This window comes from Bradyrhizobium sp. LVM 105 (assembly GCF_003957705.1).
GTDB classification, from domain to species: Bacteria; Pseudomonadota; Alphaproteobacteria; order Rhizobiales; family Xanthobacteraceae; genus Bradyrhizobium; species Bradyrhizobium frederickii.
The window spans coordinates 94,724-112,074 of record NZ_QZMV01000010.1; the positions used below are offsets into that span (position 1 = coordinate 94,724).

Sequence of the window (17,351 nt, forward strand, 5' to 3'; positions counted from 1 at the left end):
ACGTACATTTGCGAAGCCGGTAACTGCGTCCGGCCGCTCAGGTTGGAGACGCACCTTCAGGTGAAGCGGGATGATGTCGAGCAATACTCAGGCGTCGATGAGTTCCGATGCGATAATTTGCTTTGGCGACTTCCAGCTCGATCGCAGGCGTCGCTTGCTTCTCAAGGACGGAAATCCCGTACGAATTGGGTCGCGCGGCCTCGACATTCTGATCGCGCTGACCGATCGCGCGGGCGAAGTTGTCAGCAAGCGTGATCTCCTCGAGTCGGTGTGGAATGGTGTTGTGACCGACGAGGCGGGACTGAGGGTGCATATGTCGACGCTTCGCCGAGCTTTGGGCGATGGCCGGGATGATGCGCGCTACATCGTCAACGTCGCAGGCCGCGGATACAGTTTCGTTGCCGCAATCAAGCGGTCTCACACGAGCCTGGCGTACTCGTCGGATTCCAACTCGGTTGATCGGCTGAGTCGTCAATTCCTGTCGCATCGGGGGCTTTTCGTCGGCCGCGACGAGGTCGTTCTTGGTATAAGCAGGCTTCTCGCGAGTCGACGGTTTGTCAGTATTGTGGGCGCCGGCGGCATCGGCAAGACGGCGGTCGCGGTTGCCTTGATCGCGCGGCTGCGAGCCGAATTTGGCGACGAGAACGTCGCCTTCGTCGATTTTGGCGCGGTGCTCGAGCCTGGCTTGGTTCCTGGCAGCGTGATTTCGGCGGTTGGCTGCACCTTGGGGGGATCCGATCCCGTCGCCGAACTGTCGAGCTTCCTTGCAGATAAGCGCATGCTGGTTGTCTTCGACAGTTGCGAGCACCTCCTCGATCCGATCTCGCTGCTGGCGGACCGGCTATTCCGTGAGGCCCCCTTCGTCCATTTGCTGACCACCTCGAGGGAGCCGTTGCATGTCGAGGGTGAGACGGTGCATCTGCTCGGTCCGCTCGCCTATCCAGCGGAGGAAGCCCCGACGGCGGTGGATGCCTTGGCAACGCCGGCCGTGCGTCTGTTCATGGATAGGGCGGCGTTCAGCGGATTCACCGAAGATCTGACTGACGCCGATGCGCCGATCGTTTCGGATATATGCCGGCGGACTGACGGAATTGCGCTGGCGATAGAGCTGGCCGCCAGCCGCGTCGGGAGTTATGGGATCCGCGGCGTTGCAGGCCTCTTGGCGCAAAATGCGGAGATGGCATTACCCATCAGACGCAATGTTTCTCCTCGACATCGAACGCTTCAAGCGATGCTTGACTGGAGTTACGATCTGCTCGCAGAAGACGAAAGGCGAACGCTTTCGCGCCTGTCCGCCTTCGTCGGTCTGTTCACAATGGAGGCGGCCTGCTCCGTCGCGGGCGAAGAAGAGAGCGACCGGCCAGCTATCGCTTCGACTCTGGAGAGACTGGTCGATAAGTCTCTGGTCTGGGTAAGACCGACCGATGAAGCGGTATTTTACCGCCTCCCCGATACCACGCGCGCCTATGCTGCGGCGAAGCTCAGCCAATCCGAAGACGGCGAGCCGATTGCCAGTCGCCATGCTCGCTACTTTGCTTCCTTGTTCAAATCACTTGCTCTCGAGCACGGCGCGTATGCCGAGATCGGGCGCCATGCACCACACCTCGGGAATGTACGAAAGGCACTCGAGTGGAGTTTTTCCAGCGAGGAGAATCGCAAGATCGGGGTTGAATTGGCGGCCGATGCTGCGCCTTTGTTTCTTGGTCTTTGGCTGCTTGCGGACTGCAGCCACTGGTCGCGCCTTGCCTTGACCGCGATCCAGCACATGAGCGAGATGTCGCACCGGGAGGCGCGCTTGCTGGAGGCGTTCGCTGTCGCCTCCATGCATATGTGGGGCAATACGCAGGAGGTGAAACATGCGATCCAGCGTGGGCTGGACCTGTACGAAGCGGGCGAGCAAGGATTGGCACAACTTCGCCTTCTGGCCGGCCTCAACCTCTTCCTGACGAGGATTGGCGACTTCGATGGCGGGCTGGCGGCCGCCGAGAGATGCAAAGCCGTGGCGGACCGGAGCGGATCGATCAGCGATCGGGTCATCTCCGAATGGATGCTTGCCGCCGCCTTGCATCTTGCCGGTCATCAAGCCGATGCCATCGCCCATTGCGAACTGGGGTTTGAGCTCGAGGCCACCAATAGCCGCCTCGACCTCAATTTGTTCGGCTACGATCACCGCCTCCGCGCGGAGCTCGCGTTGGCACGATCGCTTTGGCTCAGAGGGGCGGCAACGCGCGCGTGCGGGTTGGCTGTGGCGGCTCTCCATGAGGCCGAACGGTTGTCACCGCCGAGCAACTATTGCATGGCTGTAGTCCATGCTGTCCCTATCCTGCTCTGGAATGGCGCCACCGAAGTTTGCGCCGAACATATAGATCGCGCAATCGTGCAGGCTGAAAGGCACTCTCTCAAGGCGCTCGCAGCCGCTGCCCTGGCGTTGAAGGGGGAGTGGCTCACGATGACGGCAAAACCTGCAGCCGGCGTGGAAACGTTGCGCCGAGCCTTGAAGCTGCTGTACCGCGAACAATTTCGCATGCTTACGTGCGCCGCCGCGCAGGCTCTGGCAGATGGATTGGCACAGAGCGGAAGGTTGGTCGAGGCACGAATGACGATCCAGACGGCGATCTCTTCAGCACAAAAAATGGGTCAGAAGTTTTCAATGCCCGGCCTACTGCGCACGCAAGCGCAAATAGTCATGAGAGGTGCGGATGCCCGGCCCGACAAGGCAGAGTCATTGCTGCGAGAGTCGATCAACTACGCAAGGAGCCAAGGCGCGTTGGCATGGGAGTTGAGGGCTGCGCTCGCATTGGCGCAGCTGTTGATCGTGCATGGGCGGGTAGCAGAGACGCGCGCACTCCTCGAGCCGGTCTTGGCGGCTCACGAGGAAGATTCCGGCTCGTCGGATCTCCTGGATGCGGCGGATCTTCTGGCGCGCTTGGCGTGATCGGGAAGAATCCGGCATGAGCGGTCAGGGGAGCCGCGGCGGCTTTTCACTTCCTTGCAGTTCATAACACCTTGGGCGGCCAAGTCTGGTCCATATTCCTCCTCCCCGCAAGACCGCTTGAAAAAGCAACGGCAGGAGCAGCGATGGAACAGGACCGGAGAATCGCCATTGTGACCGGCGGCAGCCGCGGCATCGGGCGGAGTACGGTTCTCGGTCTGGCAAGGCGAGGTGTTGACAGCATCTTCACATTCAAAGCCGCTTTTGCTGAGGCCGATGCGGTTGCGACGGCCGTTGAGGAGATCGGCCGGAGAGCCATTCCTTTGCAGCTTGATCTCGCGGAAGCGAGCAGCTTCGACGGTTTCGTACTGCGATTCCGCGAAGCACTTGGAGTTCTTGGCGCCACCCGTTTCGATTATCTGGTCAACAATGCCGGGATCTCGCATCATGGCAGGTTGGAAAGCACGACCGAGGCAGAACTCGATGCGATCTACCGGGTTAATTTCAAAGCAGTGTTCTTTCTCACTCAAAAATTGCTGCCTCTCATCAAGGACGGCGGCCGTATCGTCAACATGTCGAGCGGGCTCGCCCGAATCATCGTGCCCGGCAGCGGCCCGTACGGTGCATTCAAGGCCGCGATCGAGGTGTTGACGCGATACCAGGCAAAAGAACTCGGCGCGCGAGGCATAGCGGTCAACGCAGTCGCCCCCGGGGCGATCCGAGCTGATTTCAGTGACGCCCTGGTGTGGGAAGATCCCAAAATCACCGCTCAGGTCGCCAGCTTGAGGGCGCTCGGCCGACCGGAGGGGCCGGAAGATATCGGGGCAATGATCGCCTCTCTGCTGTCCGATGAAAATCGCTGGATCAACGCGCAACTTATCGAGGTCTCGGCGGGATGAGAATCCAGACGCGAACTCGTCGCCTCCGTGGGCGTGGAGGTTCGGGAACCGTCTCTTGCATCGGAAAAGATCCTGGCGAGATGCGTCCACACCGGCAGCTTCCTGGTGCGCGCGGCCTTGGCCAGGGCAAGGAGGGCCCCGATCTCGTCCTCGTTAACCGAGGAGTAAGCGTCGGATAGGCAAAGCCCTGTTCGACCAGCCAGTGGTCGATGTCGACCGTTTCGCCCGCGACCGTCACCTCGATGCGACGACCGCCGTCTGGGCCGACTCGCGCGCGCACCGAAGCGCAGCGGATCATCTTCGTGCGACAGGCCGGTGGCGGAATGTGAGACGGGCGAGACCACGTCACGGTGCCCGCGAACAAAACGCCCGCGCGTCTGGAGCGCGCGGGCGACGATGATTTTCGCCAACAGAGTAGAATCTTTCCAATCAGGATCTGTACGGACAGACCATCGTCAAATTGAGCAGCGTCGGCGTGTTCGAGCCCTTCTTGTACTCCCACTCCAACCGGATCTCATGCCGGTGGGCATAGGCGTCGTTCGGCCCGTGGACGATGATGTTGGTCTTCATCGGGATCGGCGGCTCGGAGTTGAAGCACTTCCGCACGCAGGCATCGAGCAGGTCGCACCGGGTCAGCGGGATGACGCCGGGCTCATCTTTGGACAGCGGGACCGTATTGGGCTGGGTGCTGAGGTCGAGACGCGCCCGTCCCTTCTCCTTATGCCAGTACTTGGCGCTGCCCTGCGGCCACCTCGATGGCGGGTTCAGGATCAGGTGGTACTGGCCGTATTCCAAGGTCGGCAGGTCGATGTCTTCGGAAGCCTTGAGCTTGGCGACGCTCTTCTTCATGTTTGCCAGAGGGTAGTAATTGCTGTTCATCAAGTCTCGAAATGCCTTGCCGCTATATGTCCTGCCGCCCATCGCCTTGTCCTTCGATATGATCCAACCAATCAGGGTGACCTGCAGCCCAGAAAAGCTCGTTGGCTAAACGAAAGCCCTCGGCGCCCCCAGAACGCGCGGCCCCACGTTCGCGCGCGTAAACGCTACCATCTGAAATTGTGTTTCGTCCAGAGAGAGGCCTGCTGGTGATGCAGCCATGCTTGCGTGCAAGTTCGATTGCCATGAATCTTCCGATAGGTAATCTTGCGTCAGGCTCCTCGCGAGCGCCGATCGAAGGACGGTGCTGCGACTTTTGAAGGCACGGAAATGCATTGTGCCGCGTGTCAGTCGGCGATCGACCCAGGCGACAGCTGGTGCTCCAAGTGCGGGGTGGCCGTGCGGCGCTCCGAACCGGAGAGCGAACGGCGGTTCGTGACGATTCTCCGTGCCGATGTCGTGGATTCGACCGGGCTCGTTGCCGATCTCGATCCGGAGGAGGCGGTCTCGCGCCTTGAGCCGGCGTTGGCTGCGATGAGAGGCGCGGTACGTCAGTTCGGAGGCATCGTCAGCAAGGAGTTGGGCGACGGGCTCTCTGCGGTGTTCGGTGCTCCGATCGCTGACGACAATCATGCGCCGCTGGCCTGCCACGCGGCGATCGAGTTGGTCCGGCGTGTTGCCGGTCTCGGTGACCCCGGCCTTCAGGTCCGGGTGGGTCTCCACTCCGGCCATGTCGTTGCCTATATGGTCGCCAGCGAGTTTTCCAAGGTCTACGAGATTGGCGGGGCGGCCCAGCACCTGGCCGCCCGGCTGGAGGCGGCGGCCGAGGCGAATCAGATCTACGTGTCGAAGGCCTGCCAGGAGCTTGCCGAAGGGCACGTCCGATTCGAGTTTCTGGGTGACAAGCCGCTGCGCGGCTTCAATCAGTCCGTGCCGGTCTATCGGATCGTTGGGGCCAGCGATCTGTCGAGCTGGCGGGTGCGGCGTGCGCGCAGCGTCTCGCGATTCGTCGATCGGACGACCGAGCGCGCGTTGCTGGCTCGTGCGGTCGAGAGCGCCGGAACGGGCCGGCAGACGGTTCTGCTGCTGGGCGATGCCGGTATCGGCAAATCGCGGCTCGCGCACGAATTTGTCCAGGAGCTCAGGCCCCACGGTTGGCGCCTGATCGACGCCGAGTGCAGCCCGAACCTCCAGGGGGCGCCGTTCAGCACGCTCAAGCGGCTCCTGCTCTCGGCGCTGGAGTCGGTCGCCAAGCAGCCCGGCAGCCCCCCAGATCCCCGGAACGATCTGGTAGAGATTCAGCGTTGCGCCCTTGACGCGGTGCTCGATCTGCCGATTGCGGATCCGCAATGGAATCAGCTCGAGCCTCACGCCCGGGGACGTGCGATTTCCGAGGTCAGCTGCGCCATCGTCGAGGGTATCGCCCGTCGCCAGCCAACGGTTCTCCTAATCGAGGACCTGCACTGGATCGACCGGGCCAGCGATACGATCATGGCGACGATCGCTTCGCTTCAGGTGCCGGGCCTTCTCGTCCTCCTCACATCCAGGCCAAACGGCATGCCGGTCTGGATTGCGCGCTGCCGCGCCGAGATCGTTGCGATGCAGCCTCTCGACGATCATTCAGGACTGGCCATGCTGGCCGACATGCTCGGTCCCTCTACGGCGAATGACGATCTGAAGAATCGGATCATTTCGCACACGGCCAATGTCCCTCTGTTCATCGAGGAAGTCTGCCGCGGGCTTCGGGATAGCGGAACACTCCATGGCCAATGGGGCGATCTCGCGCTGATGCGTCCGATCGAGGAGCTCGGCATTCCCTCGAGTATTCAGGGCGTCATTGCCGCGCGGCTCGATCGGGTGTCGCGGCAGGAGCGGTCGGTCCTACAGGTTGCGGCTGCGCTCGGCCCGCGATCGAGCGTGGCGATGCTGCGCACGCTCCTCGAGCTGCGCGAGGATACGCTGCAGGATTGTCTCGCGTCGCTCGATCGCGCCGAACTGCTGGTGAGGACCGACAGCGAGTTGGGCGATGTACTCGAGTTTCGGCACGAGATGGTCCGTCAGGTGACCTATGATTCCATGGTCGAAAAGGTGCGCGAAGGCATTCACGCGCGCATTCTTGCGAGGCTCGAGAGCGACGGGGCGGGCGCGGATGAGCCCGACGCGCTGTGCTATCACGCGGTGCGCGCCCGCGATTGGCTCAAGGCCTTCAGCCACGGCAGGAGCGCGGGTCGAAAATGCTTGAGCCGCTCGGCATTTTCGGACGCGGCCAGCTACTTCGAGATCGCGATGGGCTCGCTCGACAAGACGCCGATGACGCCTTTGCGGGAGACGGATGCCATCGATTTGCGGATGGAAGCTCGTGCGGCATTCATCGCGTCCGGCCAGGTGACCGAGTGGCTGGATCTCGGAAAGGAGGCCGAACGGCGGGCGGGAGCGATCGATGACATCGGACGCAAGGTCGCCGCCATGACGGTCAGGGCCGGCGCACAGAACTTCTTCGGAGCGCCGGTCGAAGCCGTCGCGGTTTCCGAGGAAGTGGTGCGGCTCGCCGAAGAGTGGGGCAATGCGGGGTGGCTTAACCTCGCGCGATACGGTCTCGGACAGGCCTATTTCCTCGCCGGCCGCTATCGCGAAGCAGGGCAAATGTTGGCCGTCGCTCACGCCCAATTGGAGGGACCGCAAGCGAGCGCCCCGATCGGCACGACCCCGCGATCCCTCCTCCTCCTCTGCTGCATGATGAACAGCTTCACCCACACGGTCATGGGTGAGCTCGAGGCCGCCGAGCAGCTCCAGCAACAGGCCGCCGGGATCGCCGAGGAGACCGGCCGTCCCTACGACCGCGTCGCCGCCGCCTATAGCGGCGGCTGGCTGAAGCTTGGTCAGAACGATCCCGCGGCGGCCGCTGCCATCCTCGAAGACGGCTTTGTGCTGGCGCAGAAGCACGGCATCCGGCTGTTCGTGCCGGTGATGGCCTGCCACCTCGGCATGGCCTATCTGGAGCAGGGGCTGTTCGACCGGGCGCGCGGCATGCTGACCGAGGCGCGCGAGGAGGCGAAGGCGGTCGGCTATACCTCGGCGGTGCTGCGCAGCTCGATCTACCTGGCGCTCGCGACTTGGCGTCTTGGCGATGTTCAGGCGGCGCAGAACATGCTGCGCGAGGCGCGCAACACCGCCCGCCAGCAGGGGTTTTCAGGTCTCGAGGCCGAGGCCCTGTTCGGCGAGGCCGTGGTGACGCCTGTCGCCAGCGAGAACAGCAAGGCGGCCGTCCTCGCGTCCTTGCGCGGGGCCATCGCGATCGCGTCCGAAAGCGGCGCGCTGCCGCTGCAGCGCAAGGCCGAGGCGATGCTGGCCGGGATGCTCGCCCGGGGCAGTGAGCTGAGCTGACTCCGCCCCCCGCCCGGACCAGCCCGCGCAACGCGTCTTATCTGCTCGACGGGCAAAATAAATTCTGTAGGCGAAGCAAGGGTTTGGCTACTGTGCATGGGGTTGTTTTCGCGCTTTCTGCAGCGGAGCCCCTCGCGCCTCACGCCAGAAACGCGCGAAACCTCCGCAGCGCGATCACGAAGAAGACGCCGCCGATCACGGCGAGCGCTGCGAGCTGCGGCCACACCGCCTCGAAGCCGGCTCCGCGAAACAGGATCGCCTGCGCCAGCATCACGAAATGGGTGTTGGGCGCCGCCAGCATGATGTCCTGGACGAATTGCGGCATGCTCTCACGCGGCGTCATGCTGCCCGACAGGGTCTGCAGCGGCAGCAGGATCATGATCAGCAGCATGCCGAACTGCGGCATCGATCCGGCGACGGTCGCAAGAAAGATGCCCATGCTGGTGGTGGCAAACAGCTGCAGCGCGGCGCCGACGAGAAACAGCGCCAGCGAGCCGTCGATCGTGACTTGCAGCCATCCCTTCACGACGAAGGCGATCGACAGCGCCGAGGCGACCAGCACCACCGCGCCCATCGACCAGACCTTGCTCACCATGATCTCCAGCGGCGTGACCGGCATCACCAGGAGGTGCTCGATCGTGCCGTGCTCGCGCTCGCGGATCAGCGCCGCGCCGGTCAGGATGATCGAGAGCATGGTGATCGAGGTGATCACATGGTCGATGGCGCCGAACCAGGATTTCTTCAGCTCCGGATTGAACCGTGCCCGCAGCGTCAGCTCGATCGGCACGGTCTGGGCATCGCGCGTGCGCGCCAGGAATTCGGCGATTTCCGCGCTGACGATCTGCTCGATATAGCCGCCGCCGTTAAACGCCTGCGAGATCCGCGTCGCATCGACGTTGAGCTGGATGCTGGGCGATTTGCGCGCCAAGAGGTCGCGCTGGAAGTCGGGCGGAATGTCGAGGGCGAAGGTGTCGAGGCCGGCGTCCATCCTGCGGTCCATCTCGTATTGCGAGATCAGGCGCGGCTCGGAGAAATAGGGCGGCGTGAACGCCATCCCGATCCTGGTCGAGACCGGCGAATGGTCCTCGTCGACGATGGCGATCGCGGCGTGGTTCAGCGTTTCCGGCAGCGCCTTGGCGCCGGCATAGACCGCCAGCGTGAAAGAATAGACGATCAGCACGAGCAGCATGGGGTCGCGGACGAGGCCGCGCAATTCCTTGATGCCGAGCTGGAGCACGTTGTCGATGCGCATGATCAGCGGGCCTGTTTCTTCAGCAGCATCGTGCCGGCGATCACCAGGACCGGGACCATGATGGCGAGCGCCAGGAGATCGTTGTGGAGGGTGTCGAACGCCAGGCCCTTGGAGAAGGTGCCGCGCGAGATCGTGACGAAATAGGTGGTTGGATAAAGCCGTCCGATCAGCGCGCCCGCTCCCTGGAGGGATGAAACCGGGTCGATCAGCCCGGAATATTGGATGGCCGGAATCAGCGTGATCAGCACCGTGCCGAACAGGGCCGCGATCTGGCTGTTCATGAAGGCCGAGATCACCATCCCCATCCCGGTCGTCGCCGTGACGTAGAGCAGCGCGGCCAGCGCGTAGGTCGGAAAGCTCCCGGTGAACGGCACCCGGAAGACTACGAGGGCAAAGCCGACGAGGAGCAGGAAATTGCCGAAGGCCAGCACGACATAGGGCAGCTGCGTGCCGAGCAGAAATTCCAGCCGCGTCACCGGCGTGACGTAGAAATTGACGATCGAGCCGAGCTCCTTCTCGCGCACCACCGCCAGCGCGGCGAGCACCGCCGGAATCATCACCAGCAGCAGCGGGATGATGCCCGGCGCCATGGCGACGACGCTGATGACGTCCGGATTGTAGCGGTAGCGCACCTGGAGCTGGTAGGTGCCGGCGACCGCCGCCTCGCCGTAGAGCTCGCGGCCCTTCTGCGCCAGCCAGCTGGCGTGGATCGCCTGGGCGTAGGAGCGCAGCGTCTCGGCCCGCGTCGGATTGGCCCCGTCGACCCAGGCGCCGATCTCGACATGGCGGCCGCGGCTGACGTCGCGGCCGAAGCCCGGCGGCAGCTCGATGGCGAGGCCGATCTCGCCGGCGCGCATGCGGCGGTCGAGATCGGCATAGTCGATGATCGGCGGCTTCTCGGTGAAATAGCGCGAGCCGGCGATCTGGAGGCTGTAGTCGCGGCTGATCGTGCTGTCGTCGCGATCGAGCACGGCGAAGGTCAGATTCTCGACGTCCATGCTGATGCCGTAGCCGAGCACGAACAATAGCAGCACGCTGCCGAGGATCGCGAGCGTGGCGCGGATCGGATCGCGCCGCAGCTCGAGCGCTTCGCGCCGGGAATAGGCGAGCATGCGCGTTGCATTGAATGCGGCCTTGCGCCGGACGGGCGGCGCGGCGATTGCCGGTGCGGGCGCCGGCAAGGCGGCCGACGGCCGGTCGGCCGGCTCCGTCGTGTCCGCGATCGCCTCTTCCAGGCAGGCGATGAAGGCCTGCTCCAGGGTCGCGGTGCCGCGCGCGGCGACGATCGCCGCAGGCGTGTCCGACGTCAGCACCTTGCCGGCATGCATCAGCGAGATCCGGTCGCAGCGCTCGGCCTCGTTCATGAAATGGGTCGAGACGAAGATGGTGACGTTGTCCTTGCGGGACAGCTCGGCGAGGATCTGCCAGAAGCGGTCGCGGGCGACCGGATCGACGCCCGAGGTCGGCTCGTCGAGGATGAGGATGTCGGGCGCATGGATCATCGCGACCGCCAGCGACAGCCGCTGCCGCAGCCCGAGCGGCAACGCATCGGGCAGAGAATCGGCGACCTCGGCGAGATCGAACCGGGCGATCATCTCGTCGATGCGCGCGGTGATGGTCTCCGCCGGCAGCTTGAACAGCCGCGCATGCAGATCGAGATTCTGCGCGACCGTGAGCTCGGAATAGAGCGAGAAGCCCTGCGACATGTAGCCGATGCGCCGCCGCACCGACATGTCGCCGGCATCGATGGTGTTGCCGAACAGCCGCGCGGTGCCTTCGCTGACCGGCAGGAGGCCGGTGAGCATCTTCATGGTCGTGGTCTTGCCGCATCCGTTCGAGCCGAGAAAGCCGAAGATCTCGCCCTTCCTGATGCGGAAGCTGACGTCGTCGACGGCCACGAAGCCGTTGAACCGCCGGGTCAGGTGGTCGGCCTCGATCGCGATCTCGTCATGGTCCTCGCCGCGCGGCGGGATGACGACACCGGCATGATCGCCGCGATCGGCTTCGGGCAAGAGACGGATGAAGGCCTCATCGAGCGTATCGGCGCCGGTCTGCCGCTTGAGCGCGGCGGGCGTTGCGGTCGCCAGCACGCGGCCGGCATTCATCGCGACCAGAAAATCGAACTGAGCGGCCTCTTCCATGTAGGCGGTCGAGACGATCACGCTCATGCCGGGCCGGCTTTGGCGGATCGAGGCGATCAATTCCCAGAATTGGCGGCGCGACAACGGATCGACGCCGGTGGTCGGCTCGTCCAGGATCAGGAGCTCGGGATCGTGGATCAGGGCGCAGCACAGGCCGACCTTCTGCTTCATGCCGCCGGAGAGTTTTGCGGCCGGCCGGTCGGCGAAGGGCGTCAGCCCGGTGTCGCGCAGCAGGCCGGCGATCCGTCTGTTTCGCTCCGCCTTGTCGTGTCCAAACAGGCGGCCGAAGAAGTCGATGTTCTCGAACACCGATAGCGTCGGATACAGGTTCTTGCCGAGCCCCTGCGGCATGTAGGCGATGTCGGGGCATACGTTGCGGCGGTGGCGCCCGCTCGCCATGTCGCCGCCGAGCACGTGGACATGCCCCTGCTGGATCGCGCGGGCGCCGGCGATCAGCGAGAGCAGGCTGGATTTGCCGACACCGTCGGGGCCAATCAGTCCGACCATGCAGCCGGATGGAAGGTCGAGGGTGATGGCTTCCAGTGCGCGGGTCTTGCCGTAGCTCAAGCCCACGTCGTCGAGATGCACCACGCTGCCGCGCCCGGCAGGCAGCTCGGCTGCGGCCCTCGTGCTCATCTCGTCAGCTTGATGTTGAGATTGCCTGGCCATTGCGCGGCCGGATCGAGCTGCACATAGGCCATTCCCGGCAGGCCGGTCTTCACCTGCTCGATGTGCTGGCGCAGCAGCTCGGGCGCGATATGCGCCTTGATGCGGAACATCAGCTTCTGGCGTTCCTCCTCGGTCTCGACGGTCTTCGGCGTGAATTGCGCGACGTCGGCGACGAAAGTCGCCTTGGCGGGGATCACGTATTGCGGAATGGCGTCGAGCACGAGACGGACGTCGGCGCCGATCGCGACCCGGCCGGCAGCGGCCGTCGGCAGGAAGAACGTCATGTAGACGTCGCCGAGATCGACCATGTTGAGGACGCGGCCGCCGGCGGCGAGCACCTCGCCGGGCTGCGACACGCGATATTGCACGCGGCCGTCGCGCGGCGCCTTCAGCACGCTGTCATTGAGGTCGGCATTGATGCTTTCGATCGCGGCCTTTGCCGCGTCGACGGCGGCGCCGGCATCGATCACCATGGCGCGGGCGGAGCTGATCGCAGCCTCGGATGCCGCGACCTGAGCGTGGGACGCGGCGAGCGCCGCCTTCGCCGTGGCGTTGGCGGAGCGGTCGTCGTCCAGGACCTGCTGCGCCACCGCACTCGTCTTGATCAATTGTTCGGAGCGGTCGAGCTTGCGGCTCGTGGTGTCGAGCTGGGCGACGCGCTGGTCGACCACGGCCTCCGCGGCCTTGCGTTCGGCCTCGCGCTGGTTCACCAGGCTCTTCGCGGTCTCGACATTGATCGCGGCGCGCTGCAGCTGCGCCTCGGCCTGGCGGCGCTGCGCCTGCAATTGCTCGGTATCCATGCGCGCCAGCACCTGGCCCGCGCGGACGAAGTCGCCTTCGCCAACCAGGATCTCGCGGATCCGGCCCGGCGTCTTGGTCGCGATGTCGATTTCGACCGCTTCGATGCGGCCGTTGCCGCGGGCGAAGCCTGCCGGCAGGGTGTTGGTATCGCGGTGCTGCCAATAATAGTAGGCGCCACCTGCAACGAGGACGGCGATCGCGGCGATGACGCGACCCGGAGTGAAGTTCATCTGTTCAAAACGCCGTGCGGCGGCGCCCATTGTTGAGAGACATGCGCCCGGCCGCTGATCGCGCGAAGGGCGGCCTCAACATTGCAGCGAATTTTGCACCGCAACTTGATGCAGATCAGATGGCGGCGCGAGGCGTCCTTGCCTCTATCGTCCTTGCCTCTATTTTGGGCTGCGCGGCGTCGTTGCCGCTCGTCCGCCCAGATGGATCAAGCGGTCGAGCGGGGCTTGCTGAACGGATTGCGATCGGCTCGCTCGCCGCCTCACTTCACCAGCGGGCAGCCGCCATCCTTCAGCGGGCGGAACGCCTGGTCGGCAGGAACCTCGGCGAGCAGCTTGTAATAATCCCACGGCCCCTTCGATTCCTCCGGCTTCTTCACCTGGAACAGGTACATGCTGTGCACCATGCGGCCGTCCTCGCGCAGCACGCCGTTGTCGGTGAAGGCATCCTTCACCGGCAGCTCGCGCATCTTCGCCATCACCGTCTTGGTGTCCCTGGTGCCGGTGGCCTGGACGGCTTTGAGATAATGCAGCGTCGCGCTGTAGGTCGCCGCCTGGTTCATCGTCGGCATGCGCTTGACCCGTTCCAGGAAGCGTTTGCCGAAGGCGCGGGTCTTGTCGTTGAGATCCCAGTAATAGGCTTCGGTGACGATCAGGCCTTGCGCCAGCTTCAGGCCCAGGCTGTGCACGTCGGAGATGAACATCACGATCGCGGCCAGGTTCTGGCCGCCGGCGACGATGCCGAATTCGCCGGCCTGCTTGATCGCATTGATGGTGTCGCCGCCGCCATTGGCGAGGCCGATGATCTTGGCCTTGGACGCCTGGGCCTGGAGCAGGAACGAGGAGAAATCCGCCGTATTGAGTGGATGCTTGACGCTGCCCAGCACCTTGCCGCCGGCGGCCTTCACGACATCGCCGGTGTCGCGCTCGACCGAATGGCCGAACAGGTAGTCGGCGGTGAGGAAGAACCAGGTGTCGCCGCCGTTCTTGACGATGGCGCTGCCGACGGTGTGCGCGTTGGCGTAGGTGTCGTAGGTCCAATGCGCGGTATAGGGCGAACAGGATTTTCCCGTGATGTCGGAGCTCGCCGCGTCCGTCACGATCATGATCTTCTCGTATTGCTTCGACAGCTCCATCACCGCGAGCGCGGTCGCCGAGGTCGGCAGGTCGATGATCATGTCGACGCCCTCGGTCTCCCACCACTTGCGGGCGATGGTGGAGGCGACGTCGGGCTTGTTGAGCACGTCGGCCGAGACCATGTCGATCGGCTTGCCGAACATCTGGCCGCCGAAATCCTCGATCGCCATCTTGGTCGCCTCGACATTCCCCATGCCGCCGATGTCGGAATAGACCGACGAGAAGTCGGAGAGCACGCCGATCTTGAGCGGTGCCTGCTGGGCCGAGGTGGGGGCGATCAAGGCAGCCGACAGCAATCCGGCCGCAGACACGAGTGCCGCGATGGGTCTCATTGGATACGTTTCCTCTTATATGGGGCTATTCTGTCCCTTTGTCCGACAAAGTTAGAGCCAGGATCCGGCAGTTGTCAATTTCTTGCGCCAGAGGGCTTGAATGCTGGAGTTTGACGCATTCTCCGGTAAGGGATAAAGCTTGTCGGACAATCGCCAATGGAGTTTGATTTGCCCGTCGCTCCGCTGTTTCGTCCGATCGATGTCGCGCCCGCCTATCAGAAGGTTGCTGACGCCATCGAGCGCGAGATCGTCAATGGCCGCATCAAGCCGGGCGATCCCATCGGCACCGAGCACGACCTGGTCCGCCAATTCGGCGTCAATCGCTCGACCATTCGCGAGGGCATCCGCGTGCTGGAGGAAGGCGGGCTGATCAGGCGCGATTCCTCGCGCCGCCTGCACGCCTGCCTGCCGCGCTACAGCAAGCTCGCGAGCCGTCTCAGCCGCGCGCTGGTCCTCCACGAGGTCACCTTCCGTGAGCTCTACGAGGCCTCGATGACGCTGGAAGTCGCCAGCATCGAGGGCGCGGTGGAACGGGCGACGGAGGAGAACATTGCCGAGCTCGCCGGCAATCTCGCGCGTAGCGAGGCCGTAGTCGGCGACGCCGCGATGCTTGCCGAATGCGATGCCGAATTCCATGTTCTGGTCGCCAAGGCCTCGCAGAACCGCGTGCTCCAGCTCGCGCGGGAGCCGGCAGCGCAGTTGTTCTATCCGACCACTGAGATGATCGTGACAGGTGTCGCCGAAGGCGGCCCGCGACTCGTCGCAGCGCACCGCCATCTCATCGATGCGATCCGCCGCCGCGACCGCGAAGCCGGCGTGCTATGGACGCGCCGGCACCTGCAGGACTGGCGGCGCGGCTTCGAGAAAATCGCGTCGCTCGATCGCTCGGTCGAACACATGTACATGGAGCACGCGCTGGCGGCCCGCCGCAGATAGCGCCTTTGGATTTCGTGCAGCACAACAAACAAAGATATCACACGGAGGAACACATGACCGCAGACACCGCAGCCACCATCGCGAAAGCACGCGAGCATTCCATCGGCGATCTGCTGCGCCGCTCGGCGGGACGCGAGCCGGACAAGCTCGCGGTGAGCTGCGGCGACGTGAGCTGGAGTTTTGCCGAGATGGATGCGATCTGCAACCGGCTCGGCCGCGGCTTGCTCGGCCTCGGCGCCGGGAAGGGCGATCGCATCGCGGTGCTGTCGCGCAATTCGCACGCCTTCGCCGCGCTGCGCTTTGCGGCGGCGCGGATCGGCGCCGTGCTGGTGCCGATCAATTTCATGCTCAACCCGGACGAGATCAATTTCATCCTGAAGAGCTCCGGGGCGAAGCTGCTCGCGACCGGACCGGACTTCGTCGAGCAGGCACGCGCGGCCAGCGCGAAGGATTGCGCGGTCGAGAAGATGATCTGGCTGCCGGGCGAGGATGCGGCCACGGCACCTGCGGGCCTCACCACCTTCGACGATCTCCTCCACGCCGACGGCTCGTTCCTGGACGCGTCGGTCGACAGCCGCGATCTCGCCCAGATCGTCTACACCTCAGGCACGGAATCCCTGCCCAAGGGCGCGATGCTGACCCATGAAGCCGTGATGTGGCAGTATGTCAGCTGCATCATCGACGGTGGCATGAGCGTGGAGGACAGGTTCCTGCACGCGCTGCCGCTCTATCACTGCGCCCAGCTTGACGTGTTCCTGGGACCGCAAATCTATCTCGGCGCCTCCGGCGTGATCACGGGCAAGCCGACGGCCGACAACATTCTGGCGCTGATCCAGGCGCACAAGATCACGTCCTTCTTCGCGCCGCCGACGATCTGGATCGCGATGCTGCGCTCGCCGAACTTCGACAGGACCGATCTGTCGACCCTGCAGAAGGGCTATTACGGCGCCTCGATCATGCCGGTGGAAGTCCTGCTCGAGCTTCAGCGTCGCCTGCCTGCCGTAAAATTCTGGAACTTCTACGGGCAGACCGAGATCGCGCCGCTCGCGACCGTGCTGCGGCCGGAAGATCAGCTCCGGAAAGCGGGTTCGGCCGGCAAGCCCGTGCTCAATGTCGAGACGCGCGTGGTCAACAATGCGATGGAGGACGTCAAGGTCGGCGAGGTCGGCGAGATCGTGCACCGCTCGCCGCATCTGCTGTCCGGCTATTACAACGATCCCGTGAAGACCGCGGCGGCGTTTGCCGGAGGCTGGTTTCACTCCGGCGATCTCGCCACTGTCGACGACGAGGGCCACATCACCGTGGTCGATCGCGTCAAGGACATGATCAAGACCGGTGGCGAGAACGTCGCAAGCCGCGAGGTCGAGGAGATGGTCTATCGCATTCCCGCCGTGTCGGAGGTCGCCGTGGTCGGCCTGCCAGATCCGCGCTGGATCGAGGCGGTGACGGCCATCGTCGTGGTCAAGAGCGGCGAAAAGCTCGACGAAGAAACCGTCATCAAGCATTGCGCCGCCCAGATGGCGCATTTCAAGGTGCCCAAGCGCGTCATCTTCGTCGATGCCTTGCCGAAGAATCCGAGCGGCAAGCTGCTCAAGCGCGAGCTGCGCCAGCGCTTCGTCGGCGGCGAGACGCTCGACAAGGCGGTGCAGAAGAGCTTTGGCACCTGAGCGGCAGCGCTTCCCCGGACGCGCTGCGCCTGATGCAGCAGGGCGGCCATTTCGGCAAGATCGTGCTCGAGTTCGCCTAAAGCGCGATGCGATTAGGA

General features: G+C 64.2%; 10 protein-coding genes. 5 read left to right on the top strand and 5 right to left on the bottom strand.

What is annotated here, in order from left to right; translation table 11 throughout:
- Positions 1-70: 70 nt before the first annotated feature.
- Together D6B98_RS25445 and D6B98_RS25450 are read left to right on the top strand one after the other, a co-directional pair.
- A complete protein-coding gene (locus D6B98_RS25445; RefSeq protein WP_164718857.1) occupies positions 71-2,935 on the top strand; it encodes an ATP-binding protein in 2,865 nt (954 codons plus the stop codon).
- Positions 2,936-3,078: 143 nt separating this feature from the next.
- Entirely contained in the window at positions 3,079-3,831 is a 753-nt protein-coding gene (locus D6B98_RS25450) for an SDR family NAD(P)-dependent oxidoreductase (RefSeq protein WP_126259641.1), read from the top strand.
- Positions 3,832-4,260: 429 nt separating this feature from the next.
- Here the strand turns inward: D6B98_RS25450 and D6B98_RS25460 are convergent, their stop codons facing one another.
- Positions 4,261-4,752 carry a hypothetical protein gene (locus tag D6B98_RS25460; protein ID WP_126259642.1) on the bottom strand — a complete coding sequence of 164 codons (492 nt, stop codon included), beginning with the start codon at positions 4,750-4,752 and terminating at the stop codon, positions 4,261-4,263.
- A gap of 285 nt (positions 4,753-5,037) precedes the next feature.
- Here D6B98_RS25460 and D6B98_RS25465 point away from each other — a divergent pair, with 285 nt between their 5' ends.
- Positions 5,038-8,091 (top strand): ATP-binding protein, encoded by a 3,054-nt coding sequence (locus D6B98_RS25465; RefSeq protein ID WP_126259643.1) that lies wholly within the window; start codon positions 5,038-5,040, stop codon positions 8,089-8,091.
- A 139-nt stretch (positions 8,092-8,230) separates the two neighbouring features.
- Here D6B98_RS25465 and D6B98_RS25470 read toward each other — a convergent pair whose 3' ends face one another.
- The 4 genes from D6B98_RS25470 to D6B98_RS25485 all read right to left on the bottom strand — a co-directional run bounded on the left by D6B98_RS25470 (position 8,231) and on the right by D6B98_RS25485 (position 14,650).
- On the bottom strand, positions 8,231-9,343 hold the full coding sequence (locus D6B98_RS25470; RefSeq protein ID WP_126259644.1) for an ABC transporter permease: 1,113 nt from the start codon (positions 9,341-9,343) through the stop codon (positions 8,231-8,233).
- A gap of 2 nt (positions 9,344-9,345) precedes the next feature.
- Positions 9,346-12,120, bottom strand: coding sequence for a ribosome-associated ATPase/putative transporter RbbA (rbbA, locus tag D6B98_RS25475; protein WP_164718858.1), 2,775 nt, complete (start codon positions 12,118-12,120; stop codon positions 9,346-9,348).
- Positions 12,117-13,184: an HlyD family secretion protein gene (locus tag D6B98_RS25480; protein ID WP_126259646.1), complete on the bottom strand. Its 1,068-nt coding sequence runs from the start codon at positions 13,182-13,184 to the stop codon at positions 12,117-12,119. Before D6B98_RS25480 ends, rbbA begins: the two co-directional genes overlap by 4 nt.
- 260 nt (positions 13,185-13,444) lie before the next feature.
- A complete protein-coding gene (locus D6B98_RS25485) occupies positions 13,445-14,650 on the bottom strand; it encodes an ABC transporter substrate-binding protein (RefSeq protein WP_126259647.1) in 1,206 nt (401 codons plus the stop codon).
- A 156-nt stretch (positions 14,651-14,806) separates the two neighbouring features.
- On the opposite strand from D6B98_RS25485, the gene D6B98_RS25490 reads away from it, so the two are divergent.
- Positions 14,807-15,586 carry a FadR/GntR family transcriptional regulator gene (locus D6B98_RS25490; RefSeq protein WP_126259648.1) on the top strand — a complete coding sequence of 260 codons (780 nt, stop codon included), beginning with the start codon at positions 14,807-14,809 and terminating at the stop codon, positions 15,584-15,586.
- 53 nt (positions 15,587-15,639) lie between these two features.
- Positions 15,640-17,253, top strand: a complete 1,614-nt coding sequence (locus D6B98_RS25495) for an acyl-CoA synthetase (protein WP_126259649.1) — start codon at positions 15,640-15,642, stop codon at positions 17,251-17,253.
- The last annotated feature ends 98 nt before the right edge of the window (positions 17,254-17,351 follow it).